At 32.3% G+C, this 17,213-nt stretch carries 20 protein-coding genes; 6 read left to right on the forward strand and 14 right to left on the reverse strand.

The features are described 5' to 3' along the window. The first annotated feature begins 3 nt into the window (after positions 1 to 3). Positions 4 to 939 (forward strand): phospholipase D family protein, encoded by a 936-nt coding sequence (locus AAGV28_RS10145; protein ID WP_373406701.1) that lies wholly within the window; start codon positions 4 to 6, stop codon positions 937 to 939. Between the two features lie 62 nt (positions 940 to 1,001). Here AAGV28_RS10145 and AAGV28_RS10150 read toward each other — a convergent pair whose 3' ends face one another. After that, positions 1,002 to 2,279: an MFS transporter gene (locus AAGV28_RS10150; protein ID WP_373406702.1), complete on the reverse strand. Its 1,278-nt coding sequence runs from the start codon at positions 2,277 to 2,279 to the stop codon at positions 1,002 to 1,004. 108 nt (positions 2,280 to 2,387) lie between these two features. On the opposite strand from AAGV28_RS10150, the gene bshC reads away from it, so the two are divergent. Continuing rightward, positions 2,388 to 3,977, forward strand: a complete 1,590-nt coding sequence (gene bshC / locus AAGV28_RS10155) for a bacillithiol biosynthesis cysteine-adding enzyme BshC (protein WP_373406703.1) — start codon at positions 2,388 to 2,390, stop codon at positions 3,975 to 3,977. A gap of 97 nt (positions 3,978 to 4,074) precedes the next feature. Continuing rightward, the gene (locus tag AAGV28_RS10160) at positions 4,075 to 4,494 is read left to right on the forward strand and encodes a nucleoside-diphosphate kinase (RefSeq protein ID WP_373406704.1); all 420 of its coding nucleotides are present in this window, start codon (positions 4,075 to 4,077) and stop codon (positions 4,492 to 4,494) included. Positions 4,495 to 4,643: 149 nt separating this feature from the next. Here the strand turns inward: AAGV28_RS10160 and AAGV28_RS10165 are convergent, their stop codons facing one another. Both AAGV28_RS10165 and AAGV28_RS10170 read right to left on the reverse strand, forming a co-directional pair. After that, positions 4,644 to 4,940 (reverse strand): DciA family protein, encoded by a 297-nt coding sequence (locus AAGV28_RS10165; protein ID WP_373390872.1) that lies wholly within the window; start codon positions 4,938 to 4,940, stop codon positions 4,644 to 4,646. After that, positions 4,921 to 5,361 carry a hypothetical protein gene (locus AAGV28_RS10170; protein ID WP_373406705.1) on the reverse strand — a complete coding sequence of 147 codons (441 nt, stop codon included), beginning with the start codon at positions 5,359 to 5,361 and terminating at the stop codon, positions 4,921 to 4,923. The genes AAGV28_RS10165 and AAGV28_RS10170 overlap by 20 nt, the downstream gene beginning before the upstream one ends. Before the next feature lie 142 nt (positions 5,362 to 5,503). Here AAGV28_RS10170 and AAGV28_RS10175 point away from each other — a divergent pair, with 142 nt between their 5' ends. Further along, complete coding sequence (locus AAGV28_RS10175) at positions 5,504 to 6,577, forward strand: serine hydrolase domain-containing protein (protein ID WP_373406706.1); 1,074 nt, start codon at positions 5,504 to 5,506, stop codon at positions 6,575 to 6,577. Between the two features lie 190 nt (positions 6,578 to 6,767). Here the strand turns inward: AAGV28_RS10175 and ftsY are convergent, their stop codons facing one another. The 9 genes from ftsY to AAGV28_RS10220 all read right to left on the reverse strand — a co-directional run bounded on the left by ftsY (position 6,768) and on the right by AAGV28_RS10220 (position 13,205). Beyond that, positions 6,768 to 7,748: a signal recognition particle-docking protein FtsY gene (gene ftsY / locus AAGV28_RS10180; protein WP_373406707.1), complete on the reverse strand. Its 981-nt coding sequence runs from the start codon at positions 7,746 to 7,748 to the stop codon at positions 6,768 to 6,770. A 129-nt stretch (positions 7,749 to 7,877) separates the two neighbouring features. Beyond that, positions 7,878 to 8,030: a DUF4295 domain-containing protein gene (locus tag AAGV28_RS10185; RefSeq protein WP_373406708.1), complete on the reverse strand. Its 153-nt coding sequence runs from the start codon at positions 8,028 to 8,030 to the stop codon at positions 7,878 to 7,880. A 72-nt stretch (positions 8,031 to 8,102) separates the two neighbouring features. Continuing rightward, positions 8,103 to 8,285 carry a 50S ribosomal protein L33 gene (gene rpmG / locus AAGV28_RS10190; RefSeq protein ID WP_016988713.1) on the reverse strand — a complete coding sequence of 61 codons (183 nt, stop codon included), beginning with the start codon at positions 8,283 to 8,285 and terminating at the stop codon, positions 8,103 to 8,105. A 29-nt stretch (positions 8,286 to 8,314) separates the two neighbouring features. Then, complete coding sequence (gene rpmB / locus AAGV28_RS10195) at positions 8,315 to 8,551, reverse strand: 50S ribosomal protein L28 (protein WP_035660225.1); 237 nt, start codon at positions 8,549 to 8,551, stop codon at positions 8,315 to 8,317. 71 nt (positions 8,552 to 8,622) lie between these two features. Next, a complete protein-coding gene (locus AAGV28_RS10200; RefSeq protein WP_373406709.1) occupies positions 8,623 to 9,876 on the reverse strand; it encodes a CinA family nicotinamide mononucleotide deamidase-related protein in 1,254 nt (417 codons plus the stop codon). A 102-nt stretch (positions 9,877 to 9,978) separates the two neighbouring features. Further along, positions 9,979 to 10,323 (reverse strand): Hpt domain-containing protein, encoded by a 345-nt coding sequence (locus tag AAGV28_RS10205; RefSeq protein WP_373406710.1) that lies wholly within the window; start codon positions 10,321 to 10,323, stop codon positions 9,979 to 9,981. Beyond that, a complete protein-coding gene (locus AAGV28_RS10210; RefSeq protein ID WP_373406711.1) occupies positions 10,323 to 10,934 on the reverse strand; it encodes a fumarylacetoacetate hydrolase family protein in 612 nt (203 codons plus the stop codon). The genes AAGV28_RS10205 and AAGV28_RS10210 overlap by 1 nt, the downstream gene beginning before the upstream one ends. 70 nt (positions 10,935 to 11,004) lie before the next feature. Further along, positions 11,005 to 11,775 carry an exonuclease domain-containing protein gene (locus AAGV28_RS10215; RefSeq protein ID WP_373406712.1) on the reverse strand — a complete coding sequence of 257 codons (771 nt, stop codon included), beginning with the start codon at positions 11,773 to 11,775 and terminating at the stop codon, positions 11,005 to 11,007. Between the two features lie 119 nt (positions 11,776 to 11,894). Further along, positions 11,895 to 13,205, reverse strand: a complete 1,311-nt coding sequence (locus AAGV28_RS10220; protein ID WP_373406713.1) for a dihydrolipoamide acetyltransferase family protein — start codon at positions 13,203 to 13,205, stop codon at positions 11,895 to 11,897. A gap of 403 nt (positions 13,206 to 13,608) precedes the next feature. Between AAGV28_RS10220 and AAGV28_RS10225 the strand changes: the two genes are divergently transcribed. Both AAGV28_RS10225 and AAGV28_RS10230 read left to right on the forward strand, forming a co-directional pair. Further along, complete coding sequence (locus AAGV28_RS10225) at positions 13,609 to 14,589, forward strand: T9SS C-terminal target domain-containing protein (RefSeq protein ID WP_373406714.1); 981 nt, start codon at positions 13,609 to 13,611, stop codon at positions 14,587 to 14,589. A gap of 58 nt (positions 14,590 to 14,647) precedes the next feature. Beyond that, positions 14,648 to 16,510 (forward strand): ABC-F family ATP-binding cassette domain-containing protein, encoded by a 1,863-nt coding sequence (locus AAGV28_RS10230; protein ID WP_373406715.1) that lies wholly within the window; start codon positions 14,648 to 14,650, stop codon positions 16,508 to 16,510. 161 nt (positions 16,511 to 16,671) lie between these two features. On the opposite strand, the gene AAGV28_RS10235 is transcribed toward AAGV28_RS10230, so the two are convergent. After that, a complete protein-coding gene (locus tag AAGV28_RS10235; protein ID WP_373406716.1) occupies positions 16,672 to 16,857 on the reverse strand; it encodes a hypothetical protein in 186 nt (61 codons plus the stop codon). A gap of 18 nt (positions 16,858 to 16,875) precedes the next feature. Continuing rightward, positions 16,876 to 17,136, reverse strand: a complete 261-nt coding sequence (locus AAGV28_RS10240) for a SemiSWEET family sugar transporter (protein ID WP_373406717.1) — start codon at positions 17,134 to 17,136, stop codon at positions 16,876 to 16,878. Positions 17,137 to 17,213 lie beyond the last annotated feature (77 nt).

Genomic DNA, 17,213 nt, shown 5'->3' on the forward strand with positions numbered 1-17,213 from the left:
AGAATGGCAGAATTTTTAAACACACAAAAATTAAGAGACTATTTACCTAAACTTATTGAAACAGCCGAGAGAGAATTGGTTATTATAAGTCCCTATCTTCAAACTTCGGAAATAATTATAAAACTACTCAAAGCAGCAGAAAAAAGAGGCGTTGAAATAACCATTATTTATAAAGAAAAGGAGGTTAACGAACACGAAAGAGTAAAATTGAAGGAAATAGACAACCTTAATCTTTTGCACCATCCGAATTTGCATAGTAAATGTTTTTACAACGAAAAATATTTAATTATTGGATCGATGAATTTATTTGAATACTCTCAACGAAACAATAGAGAAATGGCAGTTTTATTCCGTAGAACTGATGAAGAAACTAGCAATTGGAACGATTATAAACATGGTAGAGATGACGAAAGCATTTTTCAAGATGCCATCACCGAAATAAAATCTATCATCAACAGTTCGGAATTTGAAAAGGAAAGCCGAGAAACCAAAACTATTGGTTTTGAAATGGATATTATAAAAACTAACTATGATTTTATTATAGAAAAATGTGCTGTTTATAATAAATTTTCAAAAAACAAAAAGTTTGTTCCATTCCAATCAGGACAAGAATGGTATTGCAAATGCGAAAATTTTTTAGATCACGTAGTTTTAGTTTTTGAAGGCAACAGAGTTGTAATAAATCTAAATTTTGAAGAAAACCGTTTAGAAAAACTATTTAACGTTTTAAGTACCAAAAAACTAAAAGAAGAACACCAAAAAATAGATTGTTTCAGAATGTATTGGACCTATCACAAATCATCTATTTACCTTTATCAATTGAAAGGGCATAAAACCTGGGCTTTTGAAGAAAAAGAAGCATTTTATCCATTATTATTTATGGGGCTTAATGAAGTTTTCAAAACTATAAAACCAGTAATTGATTCAACCAAAAAATAGAAAAAACAAAAAAGGTCTTCTGAAATTTTACAGATGACCTTTTTTATGAGTTAAAATCGTTTCTAAAACTTATGCTCCTCCTTACTAATTACCAACAAAGCAACCAAAGAAATACAAGCCGCAATAGTCAAATAAAAGCCAACATAAGTTAGACTATAAGTCGATGCTAACCAAATGGCTACCATTGGAGCAAAAGCTGCCCCTAAAATTCCTGCCATGTTGAAAGTCAAAGATGCTCCCGAATAACGAACAGAGGTAGGAAACAATTCAGATAAGAAAGTTCCTAGTGGGCCATAAGTAAAACCCATCAACGCCATTCCCATACAAATAAAAGCAGTAACTAAAAAAGTACTTCCTGAATTTAAAAAATACGAAAAGAAAAAGCCAAACAGAGCAATAGCAATCGTGGCCAAAATCAACATTTTCCGACGTCCAATTTTATCAGCTACTACCGCTGAAACAGGGATAAACAAAGCAAAAAACAATACCGAAAATAGCTGAATCAACAGCGCATCTCTTTTTGCAAAACCCAAATCAGAAGTTGCCCAACTTAGCGTAAAAACTGTCATTAGATAAAAAACCAAGAAAGTGGTAACGGCAGCCAGTGTTCCAAAAATTAATTGGTTTTTATAGGATTTTATCAAAGTCAGGAATGGAATTTTCACTTCTTCGTTTGCTATTTTAGAGTTTTCAAAAGAAGGTGTTTCGGAGATTTTTGTTCGAATATAAAACCCAACTACTACCAAAAGTGAACTGGCAATAAACGGAATTCTCCATCCATAATCCATAAAATCTTCGCTATTCATCGAATCAGTTAATAACAAGAAAGTCCCGCCTGAAAGCAACAAACCAATTGGCGCACCCAATTGTGGAAACATTCCGTACCAAGCGCGTTTATTAGGCGGTGCATTTTCGATTGCCAGCAAAACAGCTCCACCCCATTCTCCTCCTAATCCAACGCCTTGACCAAATCGACAAAGCATTAATAATAAAGGAGCCGCAACACCAATACTAGCATAACTAGGCAAAAAACCAATGGCCACTGTAGAAACTCCCATGGTTAATAAAGCGGCGACTAAAGTAAATTTTCGTCCAATTTTATCACCATAATGTCCAAAAAAAGCTGAACCCAACGGACGCGAGATAAAAGCTATCGAAAAAGTAGCTAACGATTGTATGGTAGCCATAGTAGGACTTGAACTCGGGAAAAACAATTGTGGAAAAACCAAAACCGCCGCATTGGCATAAATATAAAAATCAAAAAACTCTATGGTAGTACCTATCAAACTACCAAAAAGGACATGTTTTAAGGAATTTTTTTTCTTTGGCTGTTCTTTCATCGTCAAATAATTAGGTTTAAAATCGTGCAAAAGTCTTCCTTATTTTTGAAAGCAACAAATATTTAGTTCCAATATTTTTTGGTAATTTTACTCAAAACAAATTCAAACATGCCCAACGACTGTATCAGCTATCAAAAATCAGGATATTTTTCTCCTTTGATGAATGATTATTTAGACCAAAATCCAAAATTAAAATCTTTATATAATCAGTTTCCTATCATTGAAAACTTCGAAGCTCAAATTACCGAAAAGCAAGCCAATTTCAATCATATACATAGAGCGAACTTGGTTTCAGTTTTACAAAAACAATATAGCGGAATTGAAATTTCGCATTTAACTGAGCAAAACATTGAATCTCTAAAAGTTGACAATACTTTTACTATAACTACAGGACATCAACTAAATCTGTTTTCTGGACCTTTGTATTTTCTATACAAAATCATTTCTACTATTAATTTGAGTACCGAATTAAAAGCAAAATACCCCGCTTACAATTTTGTGCCCGTTTATTGGATGGCAACGGAGGATCATGATTTTGAAGAAATCAATTATTTTAACTTTAAAGGAAAAAAATTCCGTTGGAACGCAGAAAGCAGTGGACCAGTAGGACGGCTTTCAACTGAAGGATTGGATGATTTTTTTGAAATATTTGCCCAAGAATTAGGTTCTAGCACCCATGCTGAAACACTAAAAAAACTATTTCAAGAAGCTTATTTGAATCATGATAATTTAGCTGATGCCACACGTTATTTAGCTAATGCGCTGTTTAGCGCACATGGATTAGTCATTATTGATGCCGATGATGCTGATTTAAAACAAAATTTCGCACCATATATAAAAGAAGAATTATTGCATCAAACTGCTTACAAAAAGGTGCTAGAAACTATCGAAAAACTAAATGAATATACAATTCAAGTAAATCCGCGTGAAATTAATCTATTCTATATCGAAGATCAATTACGAGAGCGTATTGTTTTTGAAAACGGAAAATTCAAAGTGAACAATACTAAAATGGAATTTTCTGAAAGTGAAATTCTAGCATTACTGGAAAATCATCCTGAAAAGTTCAGTCCAAATGTAATTATGCGTCCTTTGTACCAAGAAGTGATTCTGCCTAATCTTTGCTACATTGGTGGTGGTGGTGAAATTGCCTATTGGCTCGAATTAAAATCTTTTTTTGATGCAGTAAAAGTTAGTTTTCCAATACTTCTAGTTCGTAATTCGGTTCTTTTGGCAACGGAGAAACAAGTAAAAAAAGCGGATAAATTAGATCTCAATTGGAATGACTTGTTTTCGAAACAAACCAATTTGATTAATTCCAAAGCAAAAGTACTTTCAGAAATAGATATAGATTTGTCTATGCTAAAAAACCAATTGCACTCGCAATTTAGTATCCTACACGAAATTACTACAAAAACCGACCCATCTTTTGCGGGTGCAGTAAAAGCACAAGAAATGAAACAGTTAAAAGGACTTGAAAATCTAGAAAAACGTTTGCTAAAAGCGCAAAAAATAAAATTAAAAGATACTTTAACTCGCATTACCGATTTACAAAACGAATTATTTCCTAATCAAGGATTACAAGAACGACAAGCTAATTTTTCTGAATTTTATATTGAAACCGGAAATAACCTTATTACAAAACTCATTGAGTGTCTTGAACCGCTAGAGCAGCGTTTTGATGTCATTACTTTATAAAATGTAACAAAAGAACAGCATTTTTGACTTAATTTATAGTTAAATCAAGAGAAATTACGTTTTAAAAAAACTACTTTTATAAAAAAGAAATTATAAAATGACTACCAACAGAACTTTTACCATGATTAAACCCGATGCTGTCGCTAATGGACACATTGGAAATATACTTGCAATGATTAACTATGCAGGATTTAAAATCGTTTCCTTAAAGTTAACACAGCTTACAGTAGCCGATGCACAAGCTTTTTATGCTATACATAAAGAAAGACCGTTCTACGCCGATTTAGTAGAATTTATGTCAAGCGGACCTATTGTTGCAGCGATTTTAGAAAAAGAAAATGCTGTTTTAGATTTCCGAACACTTATTGGTACCACAAATCCAGCTGATGCTGCCGAAGGTACTATCAGAAAAAAATACGCCACTTCAATGAGCCAAAATGCAGTTCACGGTTCTGATAGTGATGAAAATGCAGCTATAGAAAGTGCTTTTCATTTTGCAACAAGAGAAGAATTTTAGTATTTAGTATTCAGTGTTCAGCTTTTTAGTGTTCAGTCACAGTTGAAGAAAGTCGCAGATAAAAAAAGAAATCCCGTCTCGTTTTTTAGAACAAGACGGGATTTTTTTATTTGATAATAACTGATTACTAAAAATCTGAACACTGACCACTACCTAAGAACCACCTCTTTTATCACATCGCGACGCAGTTCTTCATTAATCATTGCTACAATTTTAGATTTTCCGTGGCTTAGTTCTTCTCTCAAAACTGATGATGTTAATTCTACATACAAAGTACTTCCTTTTAAAACTACATTTCTGGTATAACTATTTACCCCATTACCCATTAAATTTTGCCATGCTTCTTTTACATTGATTCCGTCCATTCCTGACTGCAATTTATTCACCTGAATAATTTGCTTTAGAACATCGCCTACGGTACTTTGATTATTTAGTCTTTTTGCCATCTTCTAATAAGTTAATTGGTCCTGCTTTTTTATATTCGTATTCTTTATTTTGATCATTTTTAATTACCATCTCATCTTCTGATATATATATTAATTCTTCAGTCCATTTTGCGTAAGCGGTAGAATAATCTAAAAAAACATGTTCTTCTTCAAAACGTACTTTTACATTTTCATAATCTTCGTTGAATAAAAATGTTCCGTTAAATTGAGGCCTTACTTTTCTTCGAATTCCTTTATTATTAGCAATTTTAAAAAAATCAAAATTTTCATTCATCTTGAATTCTTTGTCTTCGCCATCTTTAAAAACCACCTTCTCGATTTCCCAATAACCGTTGAGTTTATTAATATCTTCTGGGGTAATTTTTTGTTGGCAAGAAACCAAAAACAAACATACAAAAAGAGTTTTTAAAACATTTTTCATCATAAATACTATTAATTATCAGGAGCGATTTCTAAGAACAAAGTTAAGTGTATTATAATTAACTTAGCTAAAAAATAAAACACAACTTAAACTATTTTATATGTTTTGTGTCTTAAAGAAGTTAACCTAAAATTACAAAATCATGTCTAAAATACTTCTTAGCTTAATTAGCCTTTTGTTATTTATCAATTGTAGTCCAGAAAGCAATTCAGATACTACAACCACAGAAAACCTATATTTCCCTCCTACTACAGGATCAAATTGGGAAACCAAATCTATTAGTGATTTAGAATGGAAACAAGAAGCAGTTCAACCATTATTAGACTATTTAGAGTTAAAAAATACTAAGTCGTTTATGATTTTAGTGAACGGACGCATTGTATTGGAAAATTATTTTAATGGACATTCAGCAACTACTAATTGGTATTGGGCAAGCGCTGGGAAAACCTTAACAGCAACACTCACTGGAATTGCAGAGCAAGAAGGCTATATCAACATTAACAACAAAGTATCTGATTATATAGGTACGGGATGGACATCTGAAACTGTAGCAAAAGAAAATCTAATTACTTCCAAACACTTACTTACCATGACTTCAGGAATTGAAGATATTGCTAATGGCGATGATGTTGCCCCTTCTAGTTTAACCTACAAAGCCGATGCAGGAACGCGTTGGGCGTATCATAATGTCTATGTAAAATTACAAGATGTTATTGCACAAGCTACAGGACAAAGTTGGAACAATTATTTCAATTCAAAATTGAGAGATAAAATTGGAATGAATGGTACTTGGTTACCACTAGACAACAATATTGTCTATTTTAGTAATACCAGAAGTATGGCTCGCTTTGGTTTATTGATGTTAAACAAAGGAAAATGGAAAGACAATACTGTTTTGAATGAATCTTTTTTTAACGCTGCAACCTCAACATCACAAAATATTAATCTCGGGTATGGCTATCTTTGGTGGTTGAACGGAAAAAGCAGTTACCATTTACCACAAACTCAACTACAATTTTCAGGAAGTATTATTCCAAATGGTCCTAACGATATGTTTATGGCTTTAGGTAAAAATGACCAAAAAATCTATGTGATTCCTAGCAAAAAAATGGTGGTAATCAGAATGGGAGAAGCAGCCAACACAGTTAATCCATCTTTTGCTCTATCTGGTTTTGATAATGAATTATGGCAAAAGATAAATGCTTTATATGAATAACAAATTAGGATTTATTACTGATTCTATTTTTAAAACCTAAAACAAAAAAAATGATTCCAATAATCAGTAAAATATAATATAAGTTTATATATTGATCCCGGATAATATTTGCAATTACAAAACATATTACACTTACCATATAAAGATAAATAGGCGCAATATTTTTAAATGAAGAAAACATATTTATTTTTTATTTAAAAAAACTATCTACAAATTCGTGTTTATTGAAAACCTGTAAATCCTCAATACCTTCTCCTACGCCAATGTATTTTACAGGAATTTGAAACTGATCTGAAATACCAATCACAACTCCTCCTTTGGCAGTTCCGTCCAGTTTAGTAACAGCAAGTGAAGTCACTTCGGTTGCAGCTGTAAATTGTTTGGCTTGCTCAAAAGCATTTTGTCCAGTAGATCCGTCCAAAACTAACATTACGTCATGTGGTGCATCATTAACAACTTTTTGCATCACACGTTTCACTTTTGTCAATTCGTTCATCAAATTGACTTTATTATGCAAACGTCCTGCCGTATCAATAATTACAATATCAGCATCTTGTGCCACTGCCGATTGCAGTGTGTCAAAAGCTACCGAAGCGGGGTCAGAACCCATATTTTGTCTCACAATAGGAATCCCTACTCTATCTGCCCAAATTTGCAATTGGTCAATAGCAGCAGCTCTAAAAGTATCAGCAGCTCCAAGAACTACGTTGTAACCTTGTTTTTTAAATTGATAAGCTAGTTTACCAATAGTAGTTGTTTTTCCAACGCCATTTACACCCACAACCATTAAAACATAAGGTTTAACGTTAATTGGAATAATAAATTCTGTTGCTTCGCCAGTATTGGTTTCTGATAATAAAGAAGCAATTTCTTCTTGTAAAATTTGGTTTAGCTCCGCAGTACCTAAATATTTATCTTCAGCTACGCGTTTTTCAATACGAGTTATGATTTTTAAAGTAGTATCAACACCTACATCAGAAGAAACAAGAATTTCTTCTAAGTTATCCAAAACATCATCATCCACTTTAGATTTACCTGCAATGGCTTTACCTAACTTAGAAAAGAAAGTATTTTTTGTTTTTTCAAGTCCTTTATCTAAAGACTGCTTCGCCTGTTCGCTTAAGCTCGGGTCTTTTTTTTCTGACGAAAATATTTTTTTAAAAAAACTCATTGTATTTGAAGTATAAAAAATGATGTAAAAGTATTGAGTAACTGTTTACGTTTTTTTAAGAGTAAATATAGAAAATAAAAAAGCTACTTCCGAGAATGAAAGTAGCTTTTCTATATATTATTTTATGAATTATTTCTTTTTCAAGAATTCTTCAACTAATTCAGGAACAATAATAGTTTCTACGAAAGTATATGCGCCAGTTTTTGGAGATTTAACCATTTTGATGGCTTTTGATAATCTCTTAGAAGATGTTTGTAACGATGCTACTGTTTTCTTTGCCATGATTCAAATGTTATTTGAATTTTAATAAAATCTCTAAATGCAACATTTGAGACTCTTATCAAAATCTTATTATTATTTAATTTCTTTGTGAACAGTTACTCTTTTCAAAACAGGATTGAATTTTTTAATTTCTAATCTGTCTGGAGTATTTTTTTTGTTCTTAGTTGTTATGTATCTTGAAGTACCAGCAACACCTGAAGTTTTGTGCTCTGTACATTCTAAAATTACTTGGATTCTATTACCTTTCTTTGCCATCTTGCTATATATTTATTTAGGAATAAAGATTATTTAATAAATCCTTGTGACTGTGCTTTTTTCAAAACAGCGTCAATTCCATTTTTATTAATTGTTTTTATCGTAGATGCTGCTACTCTAAGAGTAATCCATCTATCTTCTTCTGGAAGATAAAAACGCTTTTTAACTAAGTTTACAGAAAACTTTCTCTTAGTTTTATTCATAGCGTGAGAAACGTTATTTCCTACCATCGCTCTTTTACCTGTAAGGTCACAAACTCTTGACATTATACTTATTTTTATCGTTATTCAAAATCAGGGTGCAAAGAAAAGAAAAATAAATGGTTCAAACAAAAAAATTACAAGACATTTTTAAAAATTTCTTTCTTTAATATTTCTAAACTTTTAATCACCGCTCTATCTATCACTCTTTCACGGGGTTGACCAAAATTAAACTCTTCCACAATTACCTCATTTGGCGTAGCCAAAGCAATAAAAACACTTCCTAATTCGGCTTTTTCATCGCCTTTTGTTGGCCCGGCATTTCCTGTAGTTGCAATTGCGTAATCTGTGTTTAATAGCTTCTTAACGTTCAACGCCATCGCTTTTGCCACCTCAGCGCTTACAACCGAATATTCTTCGATTAATTCTTCTGGAATTCCCAATACATTTATCTTAGTTTCAGTTGCGTAAGAAACCACACTTCCTTTAAAATAACTTGAAGCTCCAGCCACCGAAGACAAACTTGCTGCAATTTGACCTCCTGTACAACTTTCTGCTGTTGCTACGGTTATCTGTTGCTTTTTAAGCATTTTACCCACTATAACTTCAATTGTTTCATCTTCGTCAAAACCAACAATAATATCATTGATAATAGCATCTAATGAAACCACATAAGCCCCTAAAGCGTGTTCTAACAATCCTTTATCTTTTCCTCTAGCAGAAAGACGCAAACGCACTCTTCCCGGACTTGGTAAATAAGCTAACTTAATAAAATCAGGCAAACTGTTTTCCCAATCTTCAATACGTTCTGCCACCATACTCTCCCCTTGTCCGTAAGTCAGAATCGTTTTATGAATAATATACGGACGATTGTATTCCTTAACCACCTTTGGAATGATCTCATTTTCGACCAAGTATTTCATTTCAAAAGGAACTCCTGGCAACGAAACAAAAACGGTATTTTCTTTTTTCACCCACATTCCCGGAGCTGTCCCTACTTGATTGTGAAGTACAGTACAACGCGAAGGAACCAATGCTTGATCTTTATTGATTTGAGTAATTGTACGCTTATAAAAACCTTCGATTAACTGTGTAACGTGCTTTAAAACTACCTCATCGACAATTAGCTCATCTTCAAAATAATCGCAAAATGTTTTTTTAGTGACATCATCTTTTGTGGGTCCCAAACCTCCTGTAATGATTACCAAATCAACCTTATTTTGCAATTTTGCAAAAGTATCTAAGATGTGTTGTTTATCATCGCTAATAGAAATCATCTCACTGATTTCTACTCCTATTTTATCCAGAGATTTGGCTATAAAACCCGAATTAGTATCAATGATTTGCCCTATCAAAATTTCATCTCCTATAGTAACAATGGTTGCTTTCATTATATTATTTTGATAATTTGAGTGTATTAAAAAATAAAATCAACATTCAAAAAAGTTGAATGTTGATTTTTATTGTTGATATTTAATTTAAAATGAGATTTATTACAAATCAAAATCTTTCTTAATCTCTTTAATAGCTTCTTTCACCTGAGTCTTTATACTATCAAAAGTATGCTCGATATCTTTTCTTTTTCCTTCTTCTTTTGTCCAGGCTTCCACTTGAAGAATTTCCTCAAAAGCCACAGTCATTCCCAATAAATCCAAGGTTGGCTTAATTTTATGGGCATAAGCATAGGCATGCTTGTGATCTTTCTTTTTAATTCCCTCTTTAATTTGCGCCAAATCTTCTGGAACATCATTGACAAACAAGGTTAGAATTTCGTTTACAAAATCTGCATCATTGTCAGAAATCGCATATACTTTTGCTAAGTTATAGTGTAAAGCCATTATTTTATTTGTATTCTAAATAGTTTTTGTCCTTCTAAATATCCTTCCAAAACGTCGTTTGGATTTACCTTTGCTACTCCTTTTGGAGTTCCTGTAAAAATAATATCTCCTATTTTTAAAGTAAAATATTGTGAAGCATAGGCAATTAGCTCGTCTATTTTCCACAACATCATATTCACATTACCTTCCTGAACGGTTTGATTGTTATTTTTCAATTCAAAAGTAAGATTTTCTAACGAACTAAACTGTTCTTTTGGTAAAAAATCGCCAATTACAGCTGAACCATCAAAAGATTTTGCTTTTTCCCAAGGTAAGCCTTTTGCTTTTAAGTCATTTTGTAAATCACGAGCGGTAAAATCAATTCCTACGCTTATTTCGTCATAATATTTATGAGCAAATTTGGCATCTATATACTTCCCTACTTTATTAATCTTAACAATAACCTCAATTTCATGCTGTACATCTTCTGAAAATTCAGGGATTACAAAAGGATGTTGTTTTAACAATATCGCCGAATCTGGCTTGATAAAAATCACAGGTTCTGTTGGGCGTTCGTTTTGTAATTCTTCGATATGATTCGCATAATTGCGACCAATACAAATTATCTTCATTTTTTAGTATTCAGTATTCAGCGGTCAGTGGTCAGTGTCAATCTGTAAACTGAACACTGTATACTGAACACTATTTCGTGTTTAATTTTCTAAGTTTAATAGCTGTCAATACCTTTTTAGTATACAAAGGGAAATCAGCATTTTGAACCCAACTAAAATAACCGGGTTCTTTTTCTAAAATAACATCCACTTTTACGCCTTTGTGTTTTCCAAAAGTGAAGATCTCATTTCCATCTTTATCAAAAGAAATCATTCCCGCAAAATCAGCTATTTTTTTTCTAGTTGTAAATTCAGATAACGATTTCATATCGTTTTCCAAATCAGGATAACGCTCTAGTTGTGCTTTTAAAATCTCGTAAGTCGCCATCGTATCTGCTTCTGCCGAATGTGCATTTTCTAAACTTTGTCCACAATAAAACTTTAATGCAGCACTCAAAGTACGCTCTTCTTTTTTATGAAAAATGGTTTGAACATCAACAGAAACTCTGTTTTTCATATCAAAATCCACTCCCGCACGAAGCAATTCTTCTGCCAAAAGCGGAATATCAAATCGATCCGAATTAAATCCAGCCAAATCGCTGTCTTTTATCATATTGTAAACCTGAGTTGCTAATTCATTAAAAGTAGGTTCGTTAGCTACTTTTTCGTCAGTAATTCCGTGAACTGCGGTAGTTTGCGGTGGAATGGGAATCGTAGGATTCACTAACCAGGTTTTGCTTTCTTTGTTTCCGTTTGGAAAAACTTTAAAAATTGATATTTCAACAATTCTATCTTTTCCAATATCAATTCCTGTAGTTTCAAGATCAAAAAAGCAAATCGGTCTATTGAGTTTTAATTCCATTTTTTATCATATATAATTACAAATATAAAGTTTTGAGTTTAATTTAAACAACAGTTTAAAAAAGAAAACCCGAAAGTCTTTTAAAACTTTCGGGCATTTTCATTATTAGTAATATCAAATTAAACGGTTCTGCTACTATCAAAAGCCTCTAAATATTCGGCAACTCTTTTTACAAACATCCCTCCTAAAGCTCCGTCAATGATACGATGATCGTAGCTATGTGTTAAAAACATTTTTTGACGGATTCCAATAAAATCGCCTTCCGGAGTTTCTATAACTGCTGGTACTTTTCGGATAGCTCCTAATGCTAAAATTCCCACTTCTGGCTGATTGATAATTGGCGTACCAAAAACACTTCCAAAAGAACCCACATTAGTTACCGTGTAGGTTCCGCCTTTAGTCTCGTCTGGTTTTAGTTTTCCTGTTTTAGCACGATTTCCTAAATCATTCACAGCCTTAGCCATACCTACTAAATTCAACTGGTCTGCATTTTTTATTACAGGTACAATCAAATTACCATTTGGCAAAGCGGCTGCCATACCTAGGTTGATGTTTTTCTTTTTAATAATATAATCGCCATCAACTGAAATATTCATTCCTGGAAAATCTTTCAAAGCCTTAGCAACGGCTTCCATAAAAATGGGAGTAAAAGTCAATTTAGCTCCTTCTCTTTTTTCGAAATCATTTTTATGCTTATCGCGCCATTTTACAATATTGGTCACATCAACCTCAATAAAGGATTGTACATGCACCGAAGTTTGAATAGAAGCCATCATATAACCCGATATCAGCTTACGCATTCTATCCATTTCAATGATTTCGTCTCCACCACTTACTGAAACAGACATAGCTGATTTTGATGGTGCATCTTCAGCAACTTTCTTTACAACCTCAACCTGAGGAGCATTCGTTCTATTTTTAAGGTATTCTAAAATATCATTCTTAGTTACTCTTCCTTCGTTTCCTGTCCCTGGAATTTGTTCTAATTCTTCCATTGCAATGCCTTCGGCAGCAGCAATATTTTTGACTAGTGGCGAAAAGAATTTTTCAGAATTACTATTTGTTATCGTTGGAGCTGAAACACTTTCTTTTGCTCCCGACACTTCGGGACTAATTATTTTTGTTACTTCTTCAATTATTTCTGGTGCAATTGTTTCTTCAATTTCATCTTCCGCATCTTCATCCTCGCCTTCTGTTTCAATGATGGCAATAGTTTGTCCTACGGCAACCAAATCATCTTTTGAAAACAATTGTTCTACTAAAACCCCCGAAACTTCGCTAGGTACTTCACTATCCACTTTGTCGGTAGCAACTTCTAGCACCGCCTCATCGGCTTCAATTTTATCGCCTACTTGTTTCAACCAGTTTGTAATGGTTGCTTCTGCGACACTTTCTCCCATTCTTGGAAGCTTTAATTCGAATCTTGCCATATTGTTAACCCAAAAGGTAGTTTTTTAATTTCTGTTTGCGAAATTACTAAATTCTTAAAACATAAATTATATTAAATGTAGCTTTCCTATATTAATTATAACAAGCAACTCATTTTCAAAACAATAATTCACTTATTAATAAAAATCAAAACCTAAATACATGGTATTTTACCAATTTGATAAAAAAACAAGTGTACGAATCGATTGCTTTTTACAACAAATTAACCTGAAACGCCCGATTGGTAATGGAAAAAGGCTTATTTTATTTTCTTTTTTACTTCTAAAAGTAATCTTTTTTTCAAAAATAGGAAAGCTTCTCTTAAGATGATTAAATAATCAATCCATAAAAATCACTTACTTTTGAAGTATAATAAAGAACCTATTCCTAAATTATTGTATCCCATTGAAAAAAGCTTTCTTATTATTTTTTCTGTTTTCAATTAGCCAAATCCAATCTCAAATTTCAGGGTGTACGGATCCTTTGTCAAAAAACTACAATCCAAAAGCAACCATTAATGACGGAAGTTGTAAATACAAGAATAAAAATCTAAAACCTTTTTTTTCAAATAAACTCAGTAGTGCTATTGTAGAAACTTCGGGCTTAATTGCATTCGATAATTTGCTATGGACCCACAATGATGATACTGACACTAACATTTACGGATTAGATGCTGCAGGTGAAATTAAAAAGAAAATCAAACTTGAAAAAGTTAACAATACCGATTGGGAGGAGATTTCGCAAGACAGTAGCTACATATATATTGGCGATTTTGGTAATAATTATCGAGGCAATCGCACCGATTTACATATTTTAAGAATTGAGAAAAAATCTTTCTTAGCAAATCAAGCTGTAATTGATACCATTTCGTTTTCTTATTCAGATCAAACTGATTTTTCTCAAGCAAAACCTAATAAAACCAACTTTGATTGTGAAGCTTTTATAGTTTCTAAAGACAGTATTTATTTGTTTAGCAAACAATGGAATGAAAAGAAAACCAATATTTATGTATTGCCTAAAAACCCTGGAAAACATATTGCTCAATATAAAGAAACTCTCAATGTGAAAGGACTAGTTACTGGCGCAACTTACTTAGAAAATAAAAAACTAATTGCACTTTGCGGTTATTCTAAAACAGGAAAAACATTCATTTATCTTTTATACGATTTTAAAAACCACGATTTTTTATCTGGAAACAAACGAAAATTAAAACTCAAGCTGCCTTTTCATCAAATTGAAGGAATTGCAACCCAAGATGGAAAATTATTTTATTTAACCAATGAATCTTTTATTAAAAAACCCATTGCTAATAATCCGCAGCAAATTCATCATTTCGATTTAAGCAGCTATTTATTGCAATATCTTGAACAATTCAAAACGGATTAAAACAAACAATTCGCAATTAGTCATTTAATAGCTTACTTTTGCCAAAAAAATTACAACTGTGAATTATTTATCTGTCGAAAATATATCCAAATCTTTTGGAGAAAGAACTCTTTTTGAAAACATTTCTTTTGGAATTAACAAAGACCAAAAAATTGCCTTTATAGCCAAAAATGGTTCTGGAAAAACAACAATAATGAACATTATTAATGGTTTTGACGAACCTGATACGGGACAAGTTATTTTGCGTAAAAGCATCCGAATGGCATTTCTTTCTCAAGACAATAATTTACAAGACGAATTGACGATTGAAGAAAGCATTTTTGCATCGGACAATGAAACTTTAAAAATTATCGAAGCTTACGAAAAAGCATTAGAAAATCCGGAAGACGAAGAAGCCTATCAAAAAGCTTTTGACGGAATGGATCAGCACAATGCTTGGGATTTTGAAACCCAATACAAGCAAATTTTATTCAAATTAAAGTTAGAAGATTTTAAACTAAAAGTAAAAAGTCTTTCGGGTGGACAAAAAAAGCGTCTTTCTCTAGCTATCATTTTGATAAATCGTCCTGATTTATTGATTTTGGATGAACCTACCAATCACCTCGATTTAGAGATGATCGAATGGTTAGAATCTTATTTTGCTAAAGAAAATATTACCTTGTTTATGGTTACGCACGACCGTTTCTTTTTGGAGCGTGTGTGTAACGAAATCATAGAATTGGACAACGGAAAAATATACCAGTACAAAGGAAATTACTCGTATTACTTAGAGAAAAAAGAAGAACGAATTGCTTCTGAAAATGCGAGTGTAGACAAAGCACAAAACCTATTCGTAAAAGAATTAGAATGGATGCGTCGTCAGCCAAAAGCGAGAACAACCAAATCTAAATCGCGTCAGGATGATTTTTACGTTATCAAAGAAAAAGCGCAAAGTCGTCGTAAAGAGAACAAAGTAGAATTGGAAATCAACATGGAACGCATGGGAAGCAAGATTATAGAGCTTCATAAAATTTCTAAGAAATTTAAGGATCATGTAATTTTAGATGAATTTAGTTTTGACTTTCAACCTGGGGAACGCATTGGAATTATTGGTAAAAACGGAACTGGAAAATCAACTTTCTTAAATTTGGTTACAGGAACCTTGCCGCTTGATAGTGGAAGAGTGGTAACAGGCGAAACCATAAAAGTGGGTTATTATACACAAAGTGGAATCAACCCAAAACCAGGACAACGTGTTATTGATGTGATTAAAGAATACGGAGAATTTATTCCGTTGATGAAAGGACGATTAATTTCGGCTTCCCAATTATTGGAGCGTTTCCTTTTTGATTCTAAAAAGCAATATGATTTTGTAGATCGATTGAGTGGTGGAGAATTAAAACGTTTGTATTTATGTACGGTATTAATTCAAAATCCAAACTTCTTAATTCTGGATGAACCTACAAATGATTTGGACATTGTAACCTTGAACGTCCTGGAAAGTTTCTTAATGGATTATCCTGGTTGTTTATTAGTAGTTTCTCACGACAGGTATTTCATGGATAAAATTGTTGATCAATTATTTGTTTTTAGAGGACAAGGTGAGATTGAAACATTCCCTGGTAACTATTCTGATTTTAGAAGCTATGAAGACAGCTCCGATGTAGCTCAAAAAGAAGACAACAAAACCGAAAAAAAGGAATGGAAACAAAAAAATCCAACTGGAAATTTAACTTTCAACGAGCAAAAAGAATATCAAAAAATCGAGAAAGAAATTAAAGATTTAGAAATCGAAAAAACTAAAATCGAACAATTATTCTCAGAAGGAAAAGTAGCTGATACTGACATCGAGAAAAAGGCTAAAGAATTAGAAAGTATCATCACCAAAATGGAAACCAAAGAAGAACGCTGGTTTGAACTTTCGGCAAAAATTGAAGGATAAACAAAAAATGGAAATCCCGTAACAGAATTCATTTTTCGTTACGGGATTTTTTATTATTACTTTTTTAAAAACAATATCAGTATGTTTTTTTTATATTTTCATTTATGTTTATGTTGTTTATTTCCTTATCAAAAATTTCAAAATAAATTCCCTATTCTAAATCAGATTAGCTTCTGATATGGATTAGGTTTGTTGGGATTATGACCATCTCTAACTGTAAAACCTTGCTCAGCGATTTCTTCATTCGTTTGATTATTAGGCTTCTTATCAGATTGCGATTCATTGGCTAAATCAATTTTTCTGTCTTTGTCCACAAGACTACTTTTACCGTCTTTTTTATCTTTCATTTTTACTTTATTTTAGGATTACTCTTTTTCATAATAAATAATAAAATAAACCATTACTATATTTAACAACAACGAAATACTATTAGTAACAATTATTGGCATGTCATTTTTTAAAACTCCATACACCACCCACAATGCTATTCCAAAAGTCAATACACTAAAAGTCAACAACGAAATGTCTTTTACTTTCTTAGTTTTCCATACTTTCCAAATTTGTGGAATAACCGAAATTGTAACACATATTCCTACAGAGAAACCCAAAAAATCAATAAAATTCATCGTTTTCTGTTTTAGTTCTATTTGTGTTAGAAGTATTTTATCTTTTTGAAAATAAATCAACCTTATAGAAATTACAA

This window comes from Flavobacterium zubiriense (assembly GCF_041729725.1).
Classification (GTDB): Bacteria; Bacteroidota; Bacteroidia; order Flavobacteriales; family Flavobacteriaceae; genus Flavobacterium; species Flavobacterium zubiriense.